We start from the raw sequence: 18949 nt of genomic DNA on the forward strand, positions 1-18949 counted from the left end.
CCTCAGCCACCCGGACGCGGCCGTACGCCAGAATCCCGACAAAGACCCCAAAGAGACTGATTGGTGTGCCGTCGTGGAGGAGCAACCGCAGCAGAGGGAGGACCGGGAGCCGGCGGGGACCGCGCGTCGCTTCGTCTTCCCCAGCGCGCTGACCGTCCTCGCGGTGGTGACGGTCGCCGTCTGGATCGTCGCCTTCTTCATCCCCTCCGGCACCTACGACCGCGGCCCCGACGGCAGCCCCCTCCAGGGCACCTACCACCACGAACCCGCCCGGGGCGGCTTCGTCCACCGCCTCGGTCAGCTCTTCCTGGCGCCCGTCAACGGCCTCTACGGCGTCCGCGACCTCAAGACCGGCGAGGTCGCGCCCGACGCGGTCGGCACGCTTTACGGCAGCGCCGGGGTGTTCCTCTTCGTCCTCGCCATCGGCGCGTTCATCACCGTCGTCTTCGCCACCGGCGCCCTGGACCGTGGCATCGAACGCCTTGCCCACCGGCTCCGGGAGCGCGGGGCGCTGCTCATCGCCGGGGTGATGACCGTCTTCTCCCTGCTGGGGACGGTCGAGGGGTTCGCCGAGGAGACCCTGGGGTTCTACGGGCTGCTGGTGCCGCTGATGCTGGCGCTCGGCTACGACCGCATGGTCGCGACCGGCACGATCATCCTCGGCGCGGGCATCGGGGTGCTGGCCTCGACGGTCAATCCCTTCGCCACCGGCGTCGCCTCCTCGGCGGCGGGAATCTCACTCGGTGACGGCATCGCCTTGAGATTCGCGATGTGGCTGGTGCTCACGGCCGTCACCATCGCCTACGTCGTCCGCTACGCCCGCCGGGTGCGGGCGAACCCGGCCCGCTCCCTGGTCGGCTTCCGGGAGGGCGACCGCGAACTCGCCGAGCAGGCGGTCCACCCGCCGGAGCTGACGGGCCTCCAGAAGGGCGTGCTGGTGCTCGTCGCCCTGGTCTTCGCCTTCATGATCTTCTCGGTGATCCCCTGGGCGAGCGCGCTCAGCGGCAAGGCCGACGCGACGCCCTACGGCTGGGAACTGGGCTGGGGCTTCGCCCAGCTGGCCGCGTTGTTCATCGTCGCGGCGGTGCTCGTCGGGCTCGTCGCCCGGCTGGGCGAGCAGAAGCTCAGCGCCACGATCGTGCAGGGCGTGGCGGACTTCGTGGCGCCGGCGCTGGTGATCGTGCTCGCGCGCGGCATCACGGTCATCATGACGAACGCGAAGATCATCGACACGGTGCTCCACGCCATCGAGGGCACGGTCCGGGGCACGCCCGAGGCGCTCTTCGGCGTCATGGTCTTTGTGGTGAACCTGCCGCTCGCGTTCCTGATCCCGTCGACGTCCGGGCACGCGACGCTCGCCATGCCGATCCTCGCGCCCCTCGCCGAGTTCGCCGGCGTCGCCCGCGCGCTCGTCGTGACGGCCTGGCAGTCGGCCAGCGGCTGGATGAACCTCTGGGTGCCGACCACGGCCGTGGTGGTCGGCGGGGTGTCGCTGGCGAAAGTGGGCTACGACCGGTACTTGCGGTTCGTGTGGCCGCTGTTGGTGATCCTGGCGGTGCTGGTGTGTGCGTTCGTGGCGGTGGGGGCGGTGGTCGGTTCCGGCGGCGGGTGAGGGTGCCCCGGTCCCGCCCTACCCCCGGAAGAAACGGTGAAAGGGCGGGGTTGGGGCACCCTCACTCCAGCAGCTCGTACGCCGGCAGCGTCAGGAAGTCCACGTACTCCTCGCTGAGCGCCACCCGCAGGAACAGGTCGTGCGCCTGCCGCCACGTGCCCGACGCCTCCGGCGCGGACGCCAGTTCCTCCGCCGCCACCTCCCGGACGAGCCCCGCCGTCACCTTCTCCCCGTTGTCGAGCACGACCCCCGCGGCCACCCACTGCCAGATCTGCGAGCGGGAGATCTCCGCCGTGGCCGCGTCCTCCATGAGGTTGAAGATGGCCACCGCGCCCAGCCCCCGCAGCCACGCCTCGATGTACCGCAGGCCTACCTGCACCGCGTTGCGCAGCCCGGCGATCGTCGGCTTGGCCTCCAGGGATCCGACGGCGACGAGCTGGTCGGCGGTGACCCGTACGTCCTCGCGCAGGCGGTGCTTCTGGTGCGGGCGGTCGCCGAGGACGGCGTCGAAGGAGGCGCGGGCGACCGGGACCAGGTCCGGGTGGGCGACCCAGGAGCCGTCGAAGCCGTCGCCGGCCTCACGGTCCTTGTCGGCCCGGACCTTCTCCAGTGCGACCTCGTTGATTTCCGGGTCCCGGCGGGACGGGATGAAGGCGGCCATGCCGCCGATGGCGTGCGCGCCGCGCTTGTGGCAGGTGCGCACCAGGAGCTCCGTGTAGGCGCGCATGAACGGGGCCGTCATGGTGACGGCGTTGCGGTCGGGGAGGACGAACGCCTCACCCGCGTCGCGGAAGTTCTTGATGATGGAGAAGAGGTAGTCCCAGCGGCCGGCGTTGAGGCCCGAGGCGTGCTCGCGCAGCTCGTGGAGGATCTCCTCCATCTCGAAGGCCGCCGTGATCGTCTCGATGAGGACGGTCGCGCGGATCGTGCCCCGGGGGATGCCCAGTTCCTCCTGGGCGAAGACGAAGACGTCGTTCCACAGCCGGGCCTCGAGGTGCGACTCGGTCTTGGGGAGGTAGAAGTACGGCCCCTTCCCGAGGTCGAGCAGCCGCCGGGCGTTGTGGAAGAAGTAGAGGCCGAAGTCGGCCAGGGCACCGGGGACGGGGCGGCCGTCGACGGTCAGATGGCGCTCGTCGAGGTGCCAGCCGCGGGGGCGCATCACGACGGTGGCGAGCCGCTCGGCGGGCCCGAGGGCGTAGGTCCTGCCCTCGGGGCCGGTGAAGTCGATGCGGCGGGCGAAGGCGTCCATGAGGTTGAGCTGGCCGTGGACGACGTTGCGCCAGGTGGGGGAGGAGGCGTCCTCCATGTCGGCGAGCCAGACGCGGGCGCCGGAGTTGAGGGCGTTGATCGTCATCTTGCGGTCGTCGGCGGGCCCGGTGATCTCCACGCGCCGGTCCTCCAGCGCGGCGGGGGCGGGCGCCACCCGCCAGTCGGGGTCCTCGCGGACGGCGGCGGTCTCCGGGAGGAAGTCCGGCCGACCGGTCCGGGCGAGCTCCGCGCGCCGCTCGGCGCGGCGGGCCAGCAACTCGTCACGGCGCGGGGTGAACCGGCGGTGCAGCGCCGCGACGAACGCGAGCGCCGCTTCCGTGAGCACCTCCTCCTGCCGCTCCACGTACGGGGCTTCGACGGCTGCCGGCGAGGACGGAGCAGGCGCGGACATGGGCTGTCACTCCTTCAGCGGGCGATGCGGCCCTTCAGCGAGCGGTGCGGCACGCGGTGCCGCCTCGGCTAGTGGAGAATAGTTTTCTCATTGTGGAAGTTCAATGGGGCGTCGGGGCGGCTCAGCGCAGGAGGCCGAGATCGTCCGGAGTGTCGACATCGTCGGGCGAGGCGATGTCCGCGCACTCCACGAGCCGTATGGCGGCGGCGTGTTGCCGCAGATAGGCCCGCGCGCCCGTGTCCCCGTCGGCCGCCCGGGCCGCGCCCTCCCAGTGCTCCCGGGCGAGCAGCACCGGGTGCCCCCGCTCGCCCCCGTACGCCGCCGCCGCGAGCCTCGCCCCTGCCCGGTGCGCGGCCAGCACCCGCGCCACCGCCTCGACGCCGACGCGCGGCTGGTCGACGAGCGTCACCAGCGCCGCCGTCGTCGACGCCGGGTCCGTCGAGGCGGTCAGTGAGGCCAGCCCGGCGCGCAGGGATGTGCCCATCCCCTGGGCCCAGTCGGGGTTCTCCACGAGGGTGACGTCCGCCGCCGCACCGAGCCGGGCCCGTACCTCCGCCGCCCCCGCGCCCAGCACCACACACACCCGTGCGCAGCCGCCCTCGCGCAGGACCCGCACCGCGTGCTCCACCAGCAGGCCGCCCCGGAACTCCAGCAGCGCCTTGGGCCGCCCGCCGAGCCGCCGCCCACCGCCGGCCGCCAGCAGCAGCCCCGCGACCGGTCCGCCGTCCGTCATCCATGCCATGGCCCCTGCATACCGTATGGGCGACCGCGTGTGCGCCGTACGGGAGTTCGTCACTCGTACGTGAACGCGCGGCCTGAATTTCGCTGTGAGTGTGGCGCGTCACACGTGAAGTGGCGTTAACTGATCCGCGCGGGCGGGCGTGCGTGCGGGAGGGGGACAGTCGTGGCGGAAGGCGCCGTGGTGGTGGAAGTGGAGCGAACGGGACGATCCGGTGAGGATCCCGACCCGAGAGCCGGTGAGCTGGGCGTCGCGGTGGCCAGGCTGCGCCGGGCGCTGGCCGGGCACCCCGCGCCCTTACCCGACAGGGACGCCGCCGAGGACGAGCTGGCCGCGCTCGACGCGATGGCGCGCACGGGGCACCCGGACGTCTCCCGGCTGCGGCGCTCGCTGCTGTTGGTGGCGGGGGCGGTGGGGTCCGTGAGCGCGCTGGGGTCGGCGCTCGGTGAAGTGCGGGCGGCGGTTGATCGGTTCGGGGACGGTCCGGGCGCCCCAGAAGGGGTGCCGCACCCCCGCGAGGGGGCCTGACCGGGGTCGGCGCGTCCGCCGGGTGGGGGTGCCCCGGTCCCGCCCTTTCACCGTTTCCGAGGGGGCTTCGCCCCCTCGCACCCCCTTCCGCGCTGACGCGCGTCGTCCTCAAACGCCGGACGGGCTGCTGCGCTTTGTCCTCAAGCGCCGGACGGGCTGCTGCGCTTTGTCCTCAAGCGCCGGACGGGCTGAATTCAGCCCGCGAGCGTCTCCGACAGTTCCGCCGCGACCTCCCGCAGCAGTGGCACGATCCGTTCCGTCGCGGACTCCGTGACGCGGCCCGCCGGGCCCGAGATGGAGATGGCCGCGGACGTGGGGGAGTCGGGCACCGGCACCGCGAGGCAGCGGACGCCGATCTCCTGCTCGTTGTCGTCCATCGCGAAGCCCGACTCGCGCACCCGGGCGAGCTCCGTCAGGAAGTCCTCCGGCGACGTGATCGTCTTCTCCGTCGCGGCCGGCATGCCCGTCCGGGCCAGCAGTGCCCGCACCTCGTCGTCCCCGGCCTGGGCCAGCAGCGCCTTGCCCACGCCCGTGGTGTGGGGCAGCACCCGCCGGCCGACCTCCGTGAACATCCGCATCGAGTGCCGCGAGGGCACCTGGGCCACGTAGACGACCTCGTCGCCGTCGAGCAGCGCCATGTTGGCCGTCTCGCCGGTCTCGTCCACCAGCCGCGCGAGGTGGGGGCGGGCCCAGGTGCCGAGCAGGCGTGAGGAGCTCTCGCCGAGGCGGATCAGCCGGGGGCCCAGCGCGTAGCGCCGGTTGGGCTGCTGCCGGACGTATCCACAGGCCACCAGCGTGCGCATCAGCCGGTGGATGGTGGGCAGCGGCAGCCCGCTGCTCGTGGACAGTTCGCTCAGCCCGACCTCGCCGCCGGCGTCGGCCATCCGCTCCAGCAGGTCGAATGCGCGCTCGAGGGACTGGACGCCGCCGCTGGCGGAGGCGGTTCGGGGCTCGGCGGACGGGGGCACGGCGCTCCTTCCGGGATGGGTGGCAGCAGCCTACCGGCCACTCCACGTGTTACGGGCTCTGTCACATGCTGGTTTCTACCAGGTGAAATCAGGATTCCATATAACGAAAGGACTCTTGACGGGGTCGCGGGGCGGCTGAAGACTGCGGGCAGCGCTGTTCAACAAATCGTTGACGATTCGTCGAGGGGCGGACGGTGGAACTGCTGCTGCGTTCGACACGAGTGGTGACCCCGGAGGGCGTGCGCGCCGCCGCCGTCGCCGTGACCGGCGGCCGGATCGCGGCGGTCCTGCCCCACGGGACCGAGCCGCCCCCGGGAACCCCCGTCGAGGAACTGGGCGACGACGTCATCCTGCCCGGTCTCGTCGACACCCATGTGCATGTGAACGACCCCGGCCGGGCCGAGTGGGAGGGCTTCGCGACCGCCACCCGGGCGGCCGCCGCCGGCGGGGTCACCACGCTCGTCGACATGCCGCTCAACAGCATCCCGCCCACCACCACCGTGCCCCACCTGCGCGCCAAACAGGCCGTGGCCCGGGGCCGGGCGCACATCGACGTGGGTTTCTGGGGCGGGGCGCTGCCCGGCAACCTGGACGACCTGCGTCCGCTGCACGACGCCGGTGTCCTCGGCTTCAAGGCCTTCCTCTCCCCGTCCGGCGTCGACGAGTTCCCGCACCTGGACCGCCACGACCTGGACGCCGTCGCGACCCGGATCGCCGAGCTCGACGCCCTGCTGATCGTCCACGCCGAGGACCCGGACCGGCTGGCCGGCGCCCCGCAGCGCGGCGGCCCTCGCTACGCTGACTTCCTCGCCTCCCGCCCGCGCGCCGCCGAGCACGAGGCGATCGCCGCGCTCGTCGACGTCGCGCGCCGCCGGGGCACCCGCGTCCACGTACTGCACCTGTCCTCCGCCGACGCGCTGCCCCTGATCGCCGCCGCCCGCGCCGAAGGCGTACGGATCACCGCCGAGACCTGTCCACACTTCCTGACCCTCGCCGCCGAGGAAGTGCCGGACGGGGCCACCGAGTTCAAGTGCTGCCCTCCCATCCGTGAGGCCGCCAACCGGGACGCCCTGTGGGCCGGGCTGGCCGACGGGGTCGTCGACTGCGTCGTCTCCGACCACTCGCCCTGCACGGCCGACCTCAAGGTCCCCGACTTCGCGGAAGCCTGGGGCGGGATCTCCTCCCTCCAGCTGGGCCTGTCCGCCGTCTGGACCGAGGCCCGGCGGCGCGGCCGCACCCTGGCCGACGTGGCCCGCTGGATGTCCACCGCCCCCGCCGCCCTCGCCGGCCTGTCCGCCAAGGGCGCCGTCGAGGGGGGCCGGGACGCCGACTTCGCGGTCCTCGCCCCCGACGAGACCTTCACTGTGGACGCGGCCGCGCTCCACCATCGCAACCCCGTCACCGCCTACGCGGGCCGGACCCTGACCGGCGTCGTCCGGTCCACTTGGCTGCGCGGCCGCAAGGTGACCGACCACGGCACCCCCCTGACAGGACCGCCCGCCCTCACCGCACCCACCGGCCGACTCCTGGAGCGCTGATGAGCATTCCCTCCTTCGCCGGCGGCGCCGCCCCGTACACCGGCGGCGACCCCTACGCCGACTACCGGACCGCCGACTTCCCCTTCACCCACCTTCCCGACCTGGCCGACCGCCGGCTGGGCGGCTCGGTGATCGCCGCCAACGACGAGTTCTTCGCCGAGCGCGAGAACCTGATCAAACCGGAGGCACCGCACTTCGACCCCGCCCTCTTCGGCCACAAGGGCAAGGTCATGGACGGCTGGGAGACCCGCCGCCGGCGCGGCGCCACGGCCGGCGAGCCGCATCCCTCGGACGAGGACCACGACTGGGCGATCGTCCGGCTCGGCGTGCCCGGCGTCGTCCGTGGCGTGGTCGTCGACACCGCCCATTTCCGCGGCAACCACCCGCACGCCGTCGGTGTGGAGGGCGCCTCGCTGCCCGGCTCGCCGTCCCCGGCCGACCTGCTCGCCGACGACGTGAAGTGGACGGTCCTCGTTCCCCGCACCCCCGTCGGCGGGCACGCCGCCAACGGCTTCGCCGTCGGGGGCGGGGAGCGCTTCACCCACCTGAGACTCAGTCAGTTCCCCGACGGCGGCATAGCCCGGCTGAGAGTCCACGGCGAGGCCGCCCCCGACCCGGCCTGGCTGGCGGCGCTGGGCACCTTCGACCTCGCCGCGCTGGAGAACGGCGGGCACGCCGAGGACGCCTCCGACCGCTTCTACTCGTCCCCGGTGAACGCCATCCATCCGGGGCGCTCCCGCAAGATGGACGACGGCTGGGAGACCCGCCGCCGCCGCGACCGCGGCCACGACTGGGTGCGCTACCGGCTGACCGGGCAGGCGTCCCTCCGGGCCGTGGAGATCGACACCGGCTGCTACAAGGGCAACGCGGCCGGGTGGGCCGCCCTGTCCGTCCTGGACGCCGCCACGGGCGCCGACCCCGCCGACCACACCACCGGGTGGCGGGAACTGCTGCCCCGGACCCGGCTGGAGCCGGACACCGTCCACCGCTTCGTCCTGGACCGTCCCGCCGTCGCCACGCACGTCCGGGTGGACATCTTCCCCGACGGGGGCATCGCGCGGCTGCGCGTGCACGGCTCGCTGACGGAGCAGGGCGCGCGGGGGCTGGCGGCCGGCTAGGCGTATGGCCGGCCGGCCAGGCGTAAGGCCTGGGCGTCAAGCCTGGGCGTCAGGCCAGCGCGCGGCTCATGAACAGCGCCGTCTCGCCCTCCGCCGCCGTCCCCCGGTAGAGGGTGGTGTCCAGCCCGCACACCGCGAACCCCATGCGGCGATACGCCTGGATCGCGGGCGCGTTGACGCTCGTCACCTCCAGCCAGGCCGTCCGGGCGCCCAGTTCACGGCCGCGCGCGAGGGCGCGGTCCATCAGGCCGCGGCCTATGCCCTGCCCCCGGCGGCCGGGGGCGACCCGGACGTCGGCGACGAACAGCCTGCGGTTCCAGGCCTCGTAGGCGAAGGTGATCGCGCCGCACAGCTCCGCGCCGTCCTGGGCGACGACGGTCTCGCGGGGGCGGTCGTCCTCGTCCTCGTCGTCCGGGTAGACCTTGCGCAGCGGGGGGCTCACCCGCACCGTGCGCAGGCGGAAGCCGTCGTCCGAGGCGGTGACCACGATGACGGAGTCCGTGGTGAAGGAGTTGTCGAGCGCGTCGACACGGGCCAGCTCGTCGGCTTGCGCCGAACGGTAGTTCAGCATGCCGCGAGCGTAGCCCAGAACATCAGTTCATAGTCCTGGAGCAGCCGACCGTAACGGCGCGCCAGCCGTTCCGTGAGCCGGCCGTCCACCAGGCCGGTGCCCACGGCGGCCAGCGCGCGCTCGGCGCCCTCGGGGTCGGGCGCGGCGAACAGGTCGAAGAAGCCGCACGCCTCGTCGTCGAAGCCGTAGTGCTCGCGCAAGGCCCGGCCCACCGTGGCGCAGTAGTCGCCCCACGCCGCGAAGTTGGCGCACAGGGCCACGACCACGTCGACGGGCTCGGCGCCCAGCGCCAGCCAGGCCGCGTACGCCGGGTACGCCTGGCAACCGGCGCGCGGCTCGTGCTCCCGCACCGCCTCCTCGTCCAGCCGGCAGGCGGCCGCGAGGGGGCCGAGGCAGGCCAGTGCCCGGGACTCGTCCTGGGCGAGGTGGTCGAAGAAGGCGGCGACGGCGGGCTGCCGCAGCAGGGCGGCCCGTTCGGCGAGGTGGAGGAAGCTGCGGGCGTCGGAGGCGATGACGTGGTGCTGTTCGAGGGCGAAGGCGGCGACGGCGGTCACGGGGGCGTCGCCCGCCGCGATCAGGGGGACCAGGCGGTTCGCCCCCGCCTCCGGTGCCAGCTCGCGCGTCGCTTCGTCGAGGACCTGCCGGGCTGTACGGGCCATGGGACCAGGGTAGCCAGGGCCACCCCGCCCGCCGGGTCACTTCGCGCCTCCGGGCTACTTCGCGCCTCCGGGCTACTTCGCCCCGCCGAGATAGAAGAGGAGGAAGAAGAAGGCCACGATGAAGTGGACGGCGACGAGGTAGATGAAGACCCGGAACGTCATGCCCATCGGGGCCCGGTCCTCCTCGCGGAACCGCTTCGCGCCCGTGGAGCCTGTCGTGCCCGTCGCTTCCGTCGCGTTGTCGCTCATCGGATTCCCCTCTGGGTCGTCGACGTGGCGCCGAGGCACAGCTCGGCGGCGCCGCTCTGGAGCAGTGTGTGGAGGAACAGCAGGTCCACCCCGTCGCGTGACGCGGCGGCGATGCGGTGCGGGGTGAGGGAGTCGAAGTGGGCGGCGTCACCGGCGTCGAGCAGGTGCGTGGTCCCGCCCAGCGACAGCCGGAGCCGTCCCCGGGTGACGTAGAGCCACTCCTCGCCCGGGTGGACGCGGACCAGCTCCTCCTGGCTGTCCCGGCCCTGCGGCACGTGCAGCCGCAGCGCCTGCATGGCGCGGCCGGAGCCGCCGGCCCGCCAGTAGGTCCAGCCGCCCGCCTCCTGCGGCTCCATGCGGTCGGCGCGGACGATCGGGTCGAGCTCGGCGGGCACCTCGCCCAGGAGGTCGGATACGGTCGTACCGTAGGTCCGTGCCAGCGCCAGCAGCATGGGGAGGGACGGCGTGCGCCGTCCGGTCTCCAGCCGCGACAGATGCGCGGGGGACAGGCCCACACGGGCCGCGGCGGCCTCCAGGGTCAGCCCGCTCCGTCGGCGCAGCGCGCGCAGTCGCGGGGCGACGGCGGGCAGTTCGGTCACCTCGTGGGGACCCTCTTGGGGGTCGGGCAGCGGACTCATGGTTCCGGTATAGACCCGCTCTTGCCCGTGGGGCAAAACTTTTGCCTCAGAGGTAAAACCTCGACGTCTCTCTGTGTGGCGGCGTGGACACAGACGATCTCCTCGGTCAACGTGATGAACGTCAAGGGAACATCAGGAGATTGGCATTGACATGTCATACGGCTCGCCGGTCATCCTGATGTCCATGACAACCCCCCATCGTCTCGTGCGCTTCGGCGCCCTCGCCGCCGTCGCCGGCACCCTCCTCTTCGGCACCCCCGCCGTGGCCGCCCCGTCGGCCGCTCCCTCGGTGGTGAGCGTGCAGTCCGTCGGTGACATCTGTTACTCGGAGCTGCCCTCCCAGGCCCACGACACCATCCGGCTGATCGACCAGGGCGGCCCCTTCCCGTACCCGCGGGACGGGATCGTCTTCTCCAACCGTGAGGGCGTCCTCCCCAAGCAGGCGAGCGGGTACTACCACGAGTACACCGTCATCACCCCGGGCTCCCCGGACCGCGGCGCCCGCCGTGTCATCGCCGGCAAGGGCGCGCACGAGGACTACTACACGGCCGACCACTACCGGAGCTTCGACCTCGTCGACTTCTCCTGCTGACCTCTTTTCGTCGAGGAGCCCCGTCACCGATGCGCGGTGACGGGGCTCCGGCGTTCCCTCAAGATCGGTTGTACCTACTGGTATGTACACTGGGATCATGAGCACCCCGGAACGCCTCATCGAGAGCACCCGTGAACTCCTGTGGGAGCGCGGCTACGTCGGTACGAGTCCCAAGGCGATCCAGCAGCGCGCCGGCGCCGGTCAGGGCAGCATGTACCACCACTTCTCCGGCAAGCCCGACCTCGCCCTCGCCGCGATCCGGCGCACCGCCGAGGAGCTCCGGGCCGCCGCCGAGGAGCGGTTCGCCGCGCCCGGCACGGCCGTCGAGCGCGTCACGGCGTATCTGCGGCGCGAGCGCGAGGTCCTCAAGGGCTGCCCCATCGGCCGGCTCACCCAGGACCCCGACGTCATGGCCGATCCCGTGCTGCGCGCACCGGTCGACGAGACCTTCGCCTGGCTGCGGGCCCGGATCGCGGACGTGCTGGCCGAGGGCCGGGACCGTGGTGAGCTCGACGCCGGGCTCGACCCCGCCGACACCGCCTCGACCGTGGTGGCCGTCCTCCAGGGCGGCTACGTCCTCGCCCGTGCCGCCGGATCGGAGGAGCCCTTCCGGCGAGCCGTCGACGGCGTCCTGGGGCTGCTCGCAGCGCACACCACCACCGGGCACCGAGCCGACTGAGGAGAAGAGCCGCCATGTACGCGATGCAGTACGAGATCACCCTGCCCGCCGACTACGACATGACCATCATCCGGGAGCGGGTGGCGGCCCGGGCCCACGTCCTCGACGACCGGGCGGGGCTGGGGCTGAAGGCCTACGTCATCAGGGAACGCGGGGTCGACGGCTCGCCGGTCAACCAGTACGCCCCCTTCTACCTGTGGGACGGCGTCGGCGCGATGGGGGAGTTCCTGGTCGGCGGCGGGGGATTCCAGGGCATCGTCGCCTCCTTCGGCCGCCCGGCCGTCCACCACTGGACCGGCATCGCCTGCCACGCGGGCCCGGCCCGCTCCGCCGCGCCGCGCGCGGCCTCCCGGCTGCTGACCCCGATGCCCGCCGACGCCGACCCCGAGTCCGTGGTGGCGGACGCGCTCGGCGAGCTGGACGAGCTCGCCGGCCGGGCCGGGGCGCACACCACCGCGCTGGCCTTCGACCCCCGCCACTGGCAGCTGCTGCGCTTCACGCTGTGGGAGCACGCCGTTCCGCCGGGCGAGGACGAGCGCGCCGAGCGCTATGAGGTGCTCCACCTGTCACACCCCCACCTGAAGGAGCTCCCCGAGGGCCGCCACTGGTGACGGTCCGTCGGTTACGCGCCAATCACCGCTGTGACGCCTCGGCTTGACGGTGTGCCGGACTCGTCCGCACGGCCGATGGCGGCCGGCCCTACCCGCGCGTAGGGTGAGTGAGTCGAACAACATGCCGACGCGCCGGGGGGTAGCCGTGACAGCAGTGGCCGAAGAGCGGGACGGGGTAGTCGATCTGGCGGCGATGGGCGCGCAACTGGCCCGGGACCCCTACCGGGTCTACGCCGCCCTGCGCGAGCGGGGCCCGGTCCACCGGGTACGGATGCCGGAGGGGGCGGTCTGCTGGCTCGTCGTCGGCTACGACGAGGTACGCGCCGTCCTCAACGACCCCACCCTCTCCAAGGACTGGAGGAACGCGGCCCCCGACATGGCCCTGCCGCCCGTCGCCGCCGGCCCGCACATGCTCATCGCCGACCAGCCGAACCACACCCGGTTGCGGAAGCTGGTCGCCAAGGAGTTCACCGCGCGCCGCGTCGAGGCCATGGCGCCCCGCGTCCAGCAGCTCACCGACGAGCTCCTCGACGCCATGCTGGCCGCCCCGGACCGCCGCGCCGACCTCGTCGAGGCGCTGTCCTTCCCGCTGCCCATGAGCGTCATCTGCGAGCTGCTCGGCGTGCCCGACCTCGACCGGGCGGCCTTCCGCCACTGGTCGAACACCGCCATCGGCGCCGAGCCGCCCCAGGCGAAGCTCAAGGCCGCCGAGGAGGTCGGGGTCTATCTGAGGGACCTCGTCGCCGCCAAGCGGGAGAAGCCCGGCGACGATCTGCTCAGCGCCCTGATCCGCGCCACCGACGAGGACGGCGACCGGCTCTCGTCCGAGGAGCTCCTCGGCATGGCCTGGATCCTGCTGGTCGCCGGCCACGAGACGACCGTCAACCTCATATCGAACGGCGTCCTCGCCCTGCTGCGCCACCCCGGCCAGCTCGCCGACCTGCGCGCCGACTTCGGGCTCCTCGAAGGCGCCGTCGAGGAGATGCTGCGCTATGACGGCCCCGTCGAGACCTCCACCTTCCGTTTCACCACCGAACCCCTGGACATCGGCGGCACCGTCATACCCGGGGGCGGTGAGCTCGTCCTCGCCGCCCTGTCCGACGCCGACCGCGACCCGGCCCGCTTCGAGGAGTCCGGCCGCTTCGACATCCACCGCGACGCCCGCGGCCACGTCGCCTTCGGCCACGGCATCCACTACTGCGTGGGCGCGCCCCTGGCGAGGCTGGAGGCGAGGGTGGCCATCCGCTCCCTGCTGGAGCGCTGCCCCGACCTGGCCCTCGACACCCACCCCGACGCCCTCACCTGGCGCGAGGGCCTCCTGATGCGAGGCCCGCATCACTTGCCGGTGCGTTTCTGAGGAGGGCTGCGCCCGAAGGGGCGCGGGGAACTGCGCGATCAGCCCTCACCGGCGCGCGGGTGGATCGAAACCCGGGAAGCCCGGAAGCCCGGGGGTGGTCCGGATGTCCGGACATAAAGACCACCGGACTACCGGTCATCAGGCCACCCCGGCTACGCTCCAACCGTGGCGCACCAACCCCTCCAGTTCACCCTCGACCGGGGCAGCCCGGTCCCGCTCTACTTCCAGCTCTCCCAGCAGCTGGAGGCCGCCATCGAGCGGGGCGAGCTCGCCCCCGGCAGCCTGCTCGGCAACGAGATCGAGCTCGCGGGACGGCTGGGCCTGTCCCGGCCCACGGTCCGCCAGGCCATCCAGTCGCTCGTCGACAAGGGCCTGCTCGTCCGCCGCCGGGGCGTGGGCACCCAGGTCGTGCACAGCCAGGTCAAGCGCCCCCTGGAGCTCAGCAGCCTCTACGACGACCTCGAGGAGGCCGGCCAGAAGCCCGCCACCCGGGTGCTGCGCCGCGTCGTCGAGCCCGCCACGGCCCGGGTCGCCGCCGCCCTCGGCGTCGCCGAGGGGGCCGACGTCCTCCTGGTGGAGCGGCTGCGCCTGGCGCACGGCGAGCCGATGGCCGCCCTGCGCAACCACCTGCCCGTCGGGCTGCTCGACCTCGACGACGAGGCGCTGGAGCGCACCGGGCTCTACCGGCTGATGCGCATGGCCGGCATCACCCTCCACAGCGCCCGGCAGACGATCGGGGCGCGCGCCGCGAGCCTCGCCGAGGGCGAGCTGCTGGCCGAGCCGGAGGGGGCGCCGCTGCTGACGATGGAGCGGACGACCTTCGACGACACCGGCCGCGCGGTCGAGTTCGCGTCGCACCTCTACCGGGCGTCACGCTACGCGTTCGACTTCCAGCTCCTGGCGCGCTCATAGCGCCCTCGACCTGTCCTGTCGTAAGAATGTTCTGACAAAGTCTTGACGGGATGTGGCGAACGCCACTAGAACTCCACCCACGTCGTGAGCGACGCACGTGCGGCCGCCGGGCCGCAGATGACGGTCGACCCGCAGGTGCGCCGCACGGGCGGAGAAGCGAACAATGCAACAGGAGACCAGCCCCGGCGCCCCCGCCGACAGCGGTGACGGATGGTGACGGATACTTGGGCGGTTGGGCCCGTGGGATAGGGGTCCGGCCGCACCGTGACAGACAGTGAGAAGGGCAAGTCCTCGTGGCAAGGGTTCGGACAGGCGTACGCGCGGTGAGTGCCGTGCTGGCAGCGGTGCTCGGCGCCACACTCGCTGGATGCAGCAGCACGGGCGGCAAGCGCGCCGAGGAGCGGGCCGCCAAGGCCGCCCAGGGGCGGGCCGCGGTCGACACCCCCCGGTGGACCTTCGCGATGGTCACCCACTCGGGCGATGGCGACACCTTCTGGGACATCGTGCAGAACGGTGCCAAGCAGGCGGCGGCCAAGGACAACATCAAATTCCTCTACGCCCACGACGTCGAGGGCAACAAGCAGGCGCAGAACGTCCAGGCCATGATCGACCAGAAGGTCGACGGCCTGATCGTCACGCTCGCCAAGCCCGACGCCATGAAGGACGTCGTGGCCAAGGCGGTGAAGGCCGGCATCCCGGTGATCACCGTGAACTCGGGCTCCGACAAGTCCAAGGAGTTCGGCGCGCTCACCCACATCGGCCAGGACGAGGTCATCGCCGGCGAGGCCGTCGGCGAGCAGCTCAACCAGCGCGGCAAGAAGAAGGCTGTCTGCGTCCTGCACGAGCAGGGCAACGTCGGTCACGAGCAGCGCTGCGAAGGTGTGAAGAAGGCCTTCAAGGGCGAGGTGCAGAACCTCTACGTCGAGGGCACCAACATGCCCAGCGTGCAGTCCTCCATCGAGGCGAAGCTCCAGTCCGACAAGGACATCGACGCCGTCGTCACCCTCGGCGCCCCCTTCGCCCCCACCGCCGTGAAGGCCGCCCAGCAGGCCGGCGGCAAGGTTGAGGTCGACACCTTCGACCTCAACGCCAAGGTCGCCGAGGCACTCCAGAACGGCTCCCTCGGCTTCGCCGTCGACCAGGACCCCTATCTCCAGGGCTACGAGGCCGTCGACCTGCTCTGGCTCTACCGGTACAACCGCGACATGCTCGGCGGCGGCCGGCCGGTCCTCACCGGCCCGCAGATCGTCACCAAGGACGACGCGAAGACCCTCGCCGAGTACACGAAGCGGGGCACCCGATGAGTACAGCCACAACCGCACGGGCCGACGAGCGGCTCGTCCACCGCGGCGTGCTCCGCCGGATGCTCGGCCGCCCCGAGCTCGGCGCGGTCGTCGGCGCGGCGGCGGTCTTCCTCTTCTTCTCGTTCGTCGCCGACAGCTTCCTGCGCGCGTCCAGCCTCTCCACGGTGCTGTACGCGTCCTCGACGATCGGCATCATGGCCGTCCCCGTCGCCCTGCTGATGATCGGCGGCGAGTTCGACCTGTCGACCGGTGTGATGGTCACGACCTCCGCCCTGGTCTCGTCGATGTTCAGCTACCAGATGACGGCGAACGTCTGGGTCGGCGTCGGGGTCTCCCTCCTGACGACCCTGGCCATCGGCTTCTTCAACGGCTTCATGCTCACCCGCACCAAACTGCCGAGCTTCATCATCACGCTCGGCACGTTCCTCATGCTCACCGGCCTGAATCTGGGCTTCACCAAGCTCATCAGCGGCACCGTCTCCACCAAGACCATCGGTGACATGGAGGGCTTCGGCTCCGCCCACGCCGTCTTCGCCTCCCACCTCACCGTCGGCGGCGTCGACCTGCAGGTGACGATCCTCTGGTGGTTCGCCCTCGTAGCCCTGGCCACCTGGATCCTGCTGCGCACCCGCGTCGGCAACTGGATCTTCGCCGTCGGCGGCGGCTCCGACGCCGCCCGGGCCGTCGGCGTCCCTGTCAACAAGACCAAGATCGGCCTCTATATGGCCGTCGCCTTCTGCGCCTGGATCTCCGGCCAGCACCTCCTGATGTCCTACGACGTGGTGCAGTCCGGCGAGGGCGTCGGCAACGAGTTCCTCTACATCATCGCGGCCGTCATCGGCGGCTGCCTCATGACCGGCGGCTACGGCTCCGCCATCGGCTCGGCGGTCGGCGCCTTCATCTTCGGCATGACCAGCAAGGGCATCGTGTACGCGCAGTGGAACCCGGACTGGTTCAAGTTCTTCCTCGGCGCCATGCTGCTCCTCGCGACCCTGCTCAACGCATGGGTCCGCAAGCGCGCGGAGGCGAGCAAGTGACCGCACTCGTCAAGCTCACCGACGTGAGCAAGTTCTACGGCAACATCCGGGCGCTCGAGGGCGTCTCCCTGGAGGTCCACCCGGGCGAGATCACCTGCGTCCTCGGTGACAACGGCGCCGGCAAGTCGACCCTCATCAAGATCATCGCGGGCCTCCACCAGCACGACACCGGCGCCTTCGAGATCGACGGCGAGGAGACCCGGCTGGCCTCCCCCGCGAGGCCCTCGACCGCGGCATCGCCACGGTCTACCAGGACCTCGCCGTCGTCCCCCTGATGCCGGTCTGGCGCAACTTCTTCCTCGGCTCCGAGCCGACGACGGGCACGGGCCCCTTCAAGCGCCTCGATGTGCGGAAGATGCGCGAGACCACCCGCGCCGAGCTCCTGCGCATGGGCATCGACCTGCGCGACGTCGACCAGCCGATCGGCACCCTCTCCGGCGGCGAGCGCCAGTGCGTGGCCATCGCCCGCGCCGTGTACTTCGGCGCGAAGGTCCTCGTCCTGGACGAGCCCACGGCGGCGCTCGGCGTCAAGCAGTCCGGCGTCGTCCTCAAGTACGTCGCGGCCGCGCGGGACGCCGGCCTCGGCGTGGTCTTGATCACGCACAACCCCCACCACGCCTACCTCGTCGGCGACCGTTTCGTCCTCCTCAAGCGGGGCGCCATGGCGGGCAGCCACTCGAAGTCCGGGATCGCGCTCGACGAGCTCACCCGGCAGATGGCGGGCGGCAGCGAGCTCGACCAGCTCAGCCACGAACTGGAGCGGGCCCCGGGCCCGGACGTGATCGGCGGCAGAAGGATCGAGCCGGAACCGGAGGAGCGGCCGGAGGAGGCGGAGAAGCCGGACAAGGACGGCTGACCCACTCGTGGGACGAAGGGCGGGCGCGGACGGCGGGAACCGTACGCGCCCGCCCTCCGTCCTTACGGGACGATTGCCCACAACCGGGTGACCAGCGCCGTTGTGCGTCGTGACCCGTCAGTGAGGCACAATCGGCCACGACCGCATCCACGAGGCCCACGGCCTCACGAGACCACCGCAGGGGCTACGACCGCGATGAGCATGTACCGCGAGCGGGTACACCGGGGCAGCGCCACAGCGACCGTGCTCCGCACGGTCGGCACACGCGAGCGGCGTTCGCACCTCACCGCCCCGCGCGTCCCCACGGTCGGCATCGACATCGGCGGCACCAAGGTGATGGCGGGCGTCGTGGACGCCGACGGCAACATCCTGGAGAAGCTCCGCACCGAGACTCCGGACAAGTCCAAGAGTCCCAAGGTCGTCGAGGACACCATCGTCGAGCTCGTGCTCGACCTCTCCGACCGCCACGACGTCCACGCCGTGGGCATCGGCGCCGCCGGCTGGGTCGACGCCGACCGCAACCGCGTCCTCTTCGCCCCCCACCTGTCCTGGCGCAACGAACCGCTGCGCGACCGCCTCGCCGGCCGTCTCGCCGTGCCCGTCATGGTCGACAACGACGCCAACACCGCCGCCTGGGCCGAATGGCGCTTCGGCGCCGGCCGGGGCGAGGACCACCTCGTCATGATCACCCTCGGTACGGGCATCGGCGGCGCCATCCTCGAGGACGGCCAGGTCAAGCGCGGCAAGTTCGGGGTCGCCGGCGAGTTCGGCCATATGCAGGTCGTCCCCGGCGGCCACCGCTGCCCCTGCGGCAACCGCGGCTGCTGGGAGCAGTACAGCTCCGGCAACGCGCTCGTCCGCGAGGCCCGGGAGCTCGCCGCGGCCGAGTCCCCGGTGGCGTACGGGATCATGGACCGCGTCGGCGGCAACGTCAAGGAGATCACCGGCCCGCTGATCACCGAGCTGGCCCGCTCCGGGGACGCCATGTGCGTCGAGCTCCTCCAGGACATCGGCCAGTGGCTCGGCGTCGGCATCGCCAACCTCGCCGCCGCCCTCGACCCCTCGTGCTTCGTCATCGGCGGTGGCGTCAGCGCCGCCGACGACCTGCTGATCGGCCCCGCCCGCGACGCCTTCCGCCGCCACCTCACCGGCCGCGGCTACCGCCCCGAGGCCCGCATCGTCAAGGCCCAGCTCGGCCCCGAGGCCGGCATGGTCGGCGCCGCCGACCTCGCCCGCCTCGTCGCCCGCCGCTTCCGCCGCGCCAACCGCCGCCGGGTCGAGCGCTACGAGCGCTACGCACGGGCCGGCCGGGGGTGACCGC

At 72.2% G+C, this 18949-nt stretch carries 19 protein-coding genes and 1 pseudogene; 13 read left to right on the forward strand and 7 right to left on the reverse strand.

Annotated elements, in window-relative coordinates; translation table 11 throughout:
* Positions 1-73 precede the first annotated feature (73 nt).
* Positions 74-1612, forward strand: a complete 1539-nt coding sequence (locus EKH77_RS25530; protein WP_126916637.1) for a YfcC family protein — start codon at positions 74-76, stop codon at positions 1610-1612.
* A gap of 61 nt (positions 1613-1673) precedes the next feature.
* On the opposite strand, the gene aceB is transcribed toward EKH77_RS25530, so the two are convergent.
* Positions 1674-3272, reverse strand: coding sequence for a malate synthase A (gene aceB, locus EKH77_RS25535; protein ID WP_126916638.1), 1599 nt, complete (start codon positions 3270-3272; stop codon positions 1674-1676).
* Positions 3273-3393: 121 nt separating this feature from the next.
* On the reverse strand, positions 3394-4014 hold the full coding sequence (locus EKH77_RS25540) for a nucleotidyltransferase family protein (RefSeq protein ID WP_126916639.1): 621 nt from the start codon (positions 4012-4014) through the stop codon (positions 3394-3396).
* Between the two features lie 162 nt (positions 4015-4176).
* Between EKH77_RS25540 and EKH77_RS25545 the strand changes: the two genes are divergently transcribed.
* Entirely contained in the window at positions 4177-4539 is a 363-nt protein-coding gene (locus EKH77_RS25545; RefSeq protein ID WP_126916640.1) for a DUF5955 family protein, read from the forward strand.
* Between the two features lie 194 nt (positions 4540-4733).
* Here EKH77_RS25545 and EKH77_RS25550 read toward each other — a convergent pair whose 3' ends face one another.
* Positions 4734-5507 carry an IclR family transcriptional regulator gene (locus EKH77_RS25550; RefSeq protein WP_126916641.1) on the reverse strand — a complete coding sequence of 258 codons (774 nt, stop codon included), beginning with the start codon at positions 5505-5507 and terminating at the stop codon, positions 4734-4736.
* A gap of 194 nt (positions 5508-5701) precedes the next feature.
* On the opposite strand from EKH77_RS25550, the gene allB reads away from it, so the two are divergent.
* Both allB and alc read left to right on the forward strand, forming a co-directional pair.
* Complete coding sequence (allB, locus tag EKH77_RS25555; protein ID WP_126916642.1) at positions 5702-7045, forward strand: allantoinase AllB; 1344 nt, start codon at positions 5702-5704, stop codon at positions 7043-7045.
* A complete protein-coding gene (gene alc / locus EKH77_RS25560; RefSeq protein ID WP_126916643.1) occupies positions 7045-8163 on the forward strand; it encodes an allantoicase in 1119 nt (372 codons plus the stop codon). The genes allB and alc overlap by 1 nt, the downstream gene beginning before the upstream one ends.
* A 49-nt stretch (positions 8164-8212) precedes the next feature.
* Here alc and EKH77_RS25565 read toward each other — a convergent pair whose 3' ends face one another.
* From EKH77_RS25565 to EKH77_RS25575, 4 genes are all read right to left on the reverse strand, one after another.
* Positions 8213-8734 carry a GNAT family N-acetyltransferase gene (locus tag EKH77_RS25565; RefSeq protein ID WP_126916644.1) on the reverse strand — a complete coding sequence of 174 codons (522 nt, stop codon included), beginning with the start codon at positions 8732-8734 and terminating at the stop codon, positions 8213-8215.
* Entirely contained in the window at positions 8728-9393 is a 666-nt protein-coding gene (locus EKH77_RS25570; protein ID WP_126916645.1) for a transcriptional regulator, read from the reverse strand. The genes EKH77_RS25565 and EKH77_RS25570 overlap by 7 nt, the downstream gene beginning before the upstream one ends.
* 72 nt (positions 9394-9465) lie before the next feature.
* Entirely contained in the window at positions 9466-9642 is a 177-nt protein-coding gene (locus tag EKH77_RS33105; protein ID WP_164737858.1) for a DUF6126 family protein, read from the reverse strand.
* A complete protein-coding gene (locus EKH77_RS25575) occupies positions 9639-10280 on the reverse strand; it encodes a helix-turn-helix domain-containing protein (RefSeq protein ID WP_126916646.1) in 642 nt (213 codons plus the stop codon). Before EKH77_RS25575 ends, EKH77_RS33105 begins: the two co-directional genes overlap by 4 nt.
* A 184-nt stretch (positions 10281-10464) precedes the next feature.
* On the opposite strand from EKH77_RS25575, the gene EKH77_RS25580 reads away from it, so the two are divergent.
* The 9 genes and pseudogenes from EKH77_RS25580 (at position 10465) to EKH77_RS25620 (ending at position 18945) form a co-directional block, all read left to right on the forward strand.
* Positions 10465-10872 (forward strand): ribonuclease domain-containing protein, encoded by a 408-nt coding sequence (locus tag EKH77_RS25580; protein ID WP_126916647.1) that lies wholly within the window; start codon positions 10465-10467, stop codon positions 10870-10872.
* A 97-nt stretch (positions 10873-10969) separates the two neighbouring features.
* The gene (locus EKH77_RS25585; RefSeq protein WP_126916648.1) at positions 10970-11551 is read left to right on the forward strand and encodes a TetR/AcrR family transcriptional regulator; all 582 of its coding nucleotides are present in this window, start codon (positions 10970-10972) and stop codon (positions 11549-11551) included.
* A gap of 14 nt (positions 11552-11565) precedes the next feature.
* A complete protein-coding gene (locus EKH77_RS25590; RefSeq protein ID WP_126916649.1) occupies positions 11566-12162 on the forward strand; it encodes a DUF4865 family protein in 597 nt (198 codons plus the stop codon).
* A gap of 121 nt (positions 12163-12283) precedes the next feature.
* Positions 12284-13519 (forward strand): cytochrome P450 family protein, encoded by a 1236-nt coding sequence (locus EKH77_RS25595; RefSeq protein WP_126916650.1) that lies wholly within the window; start codon positions 12284-12286, stop codon positions 13517-13519.
* 165 nt (positions 13520-13684) lie between these two features.
* Positions 13685-14431 carry a GntR family transcriptional regulator gene (locus tag EKH77_RS25600; RefSeq protein WP_126916651.1) on the forward strand — a complete coding sequence of 249 codons (747 nt, stop codon included), beginning with the start codon at positions 13685-13687 and terminating at the stop codon, positions 14429-14431.
* A gap of 323 nt (positions 14432-14754) precedes the next feature.
* Positions 14755-15735 (forward strand): sugar ABC transporter substrate-binding protein, encoded by a 981-nt coding sequence (locus EKH77_RS25605; protein ID WP_206279920.1) that lies wholly within the window; start codon positions 14755-14757, stop codon positions 15733-15735.
* Positions 15732-16772 carry an ABC transporter permease gene (locus EKH77_RS25610; protein WP_126916653.1) on the forward strand — a complete coding sequence of 347 codons (1041 nt, stop codon included), beginning with the start codon at positions 15732-15734 and terminating at the stop codon, positions 16770-16772. The genes EKH77_RS25605 and EKH77_RS25610 overlap by 4 nt, the downstream gene beginning before the upstream one ends.
* Positions 16739-17628: pseudogene (locus EKH77_RS25615) on the forward strand (ATP-binding cassette domain-containing protein). Before EKH77_RS25610 ends, EKH77_RS25615 begins: the two are co-directional and overlap by 34 nt.
* A 195-nt stretch (positions 17629-17823) precedes the next feature.
* Positions 17824-18945 carry an ROK family glucokinase gene (locus EKH77_RS25620; protein ID WP_126916654.1) on the forward strand — a complete coding sequence of 374 codons (1122 nt, stop codon included), beginning with the start codon at positions 17824-17826 and terminating at the stop codon, positions 18943-18945.
* The last annotated feature ends 4 nt before the right edge of the window (positions 18946-18949 follow it).

The organism is Streptomyces luteoverticillatus, from assembly GCF_003970715.1.
Classification (GTDB): Bacteria; Actinomycetota; Actinomycetes; order Streptomycetales; family Streptomycetaceae; genus Streptomyces; species Streptomyces abikoensis.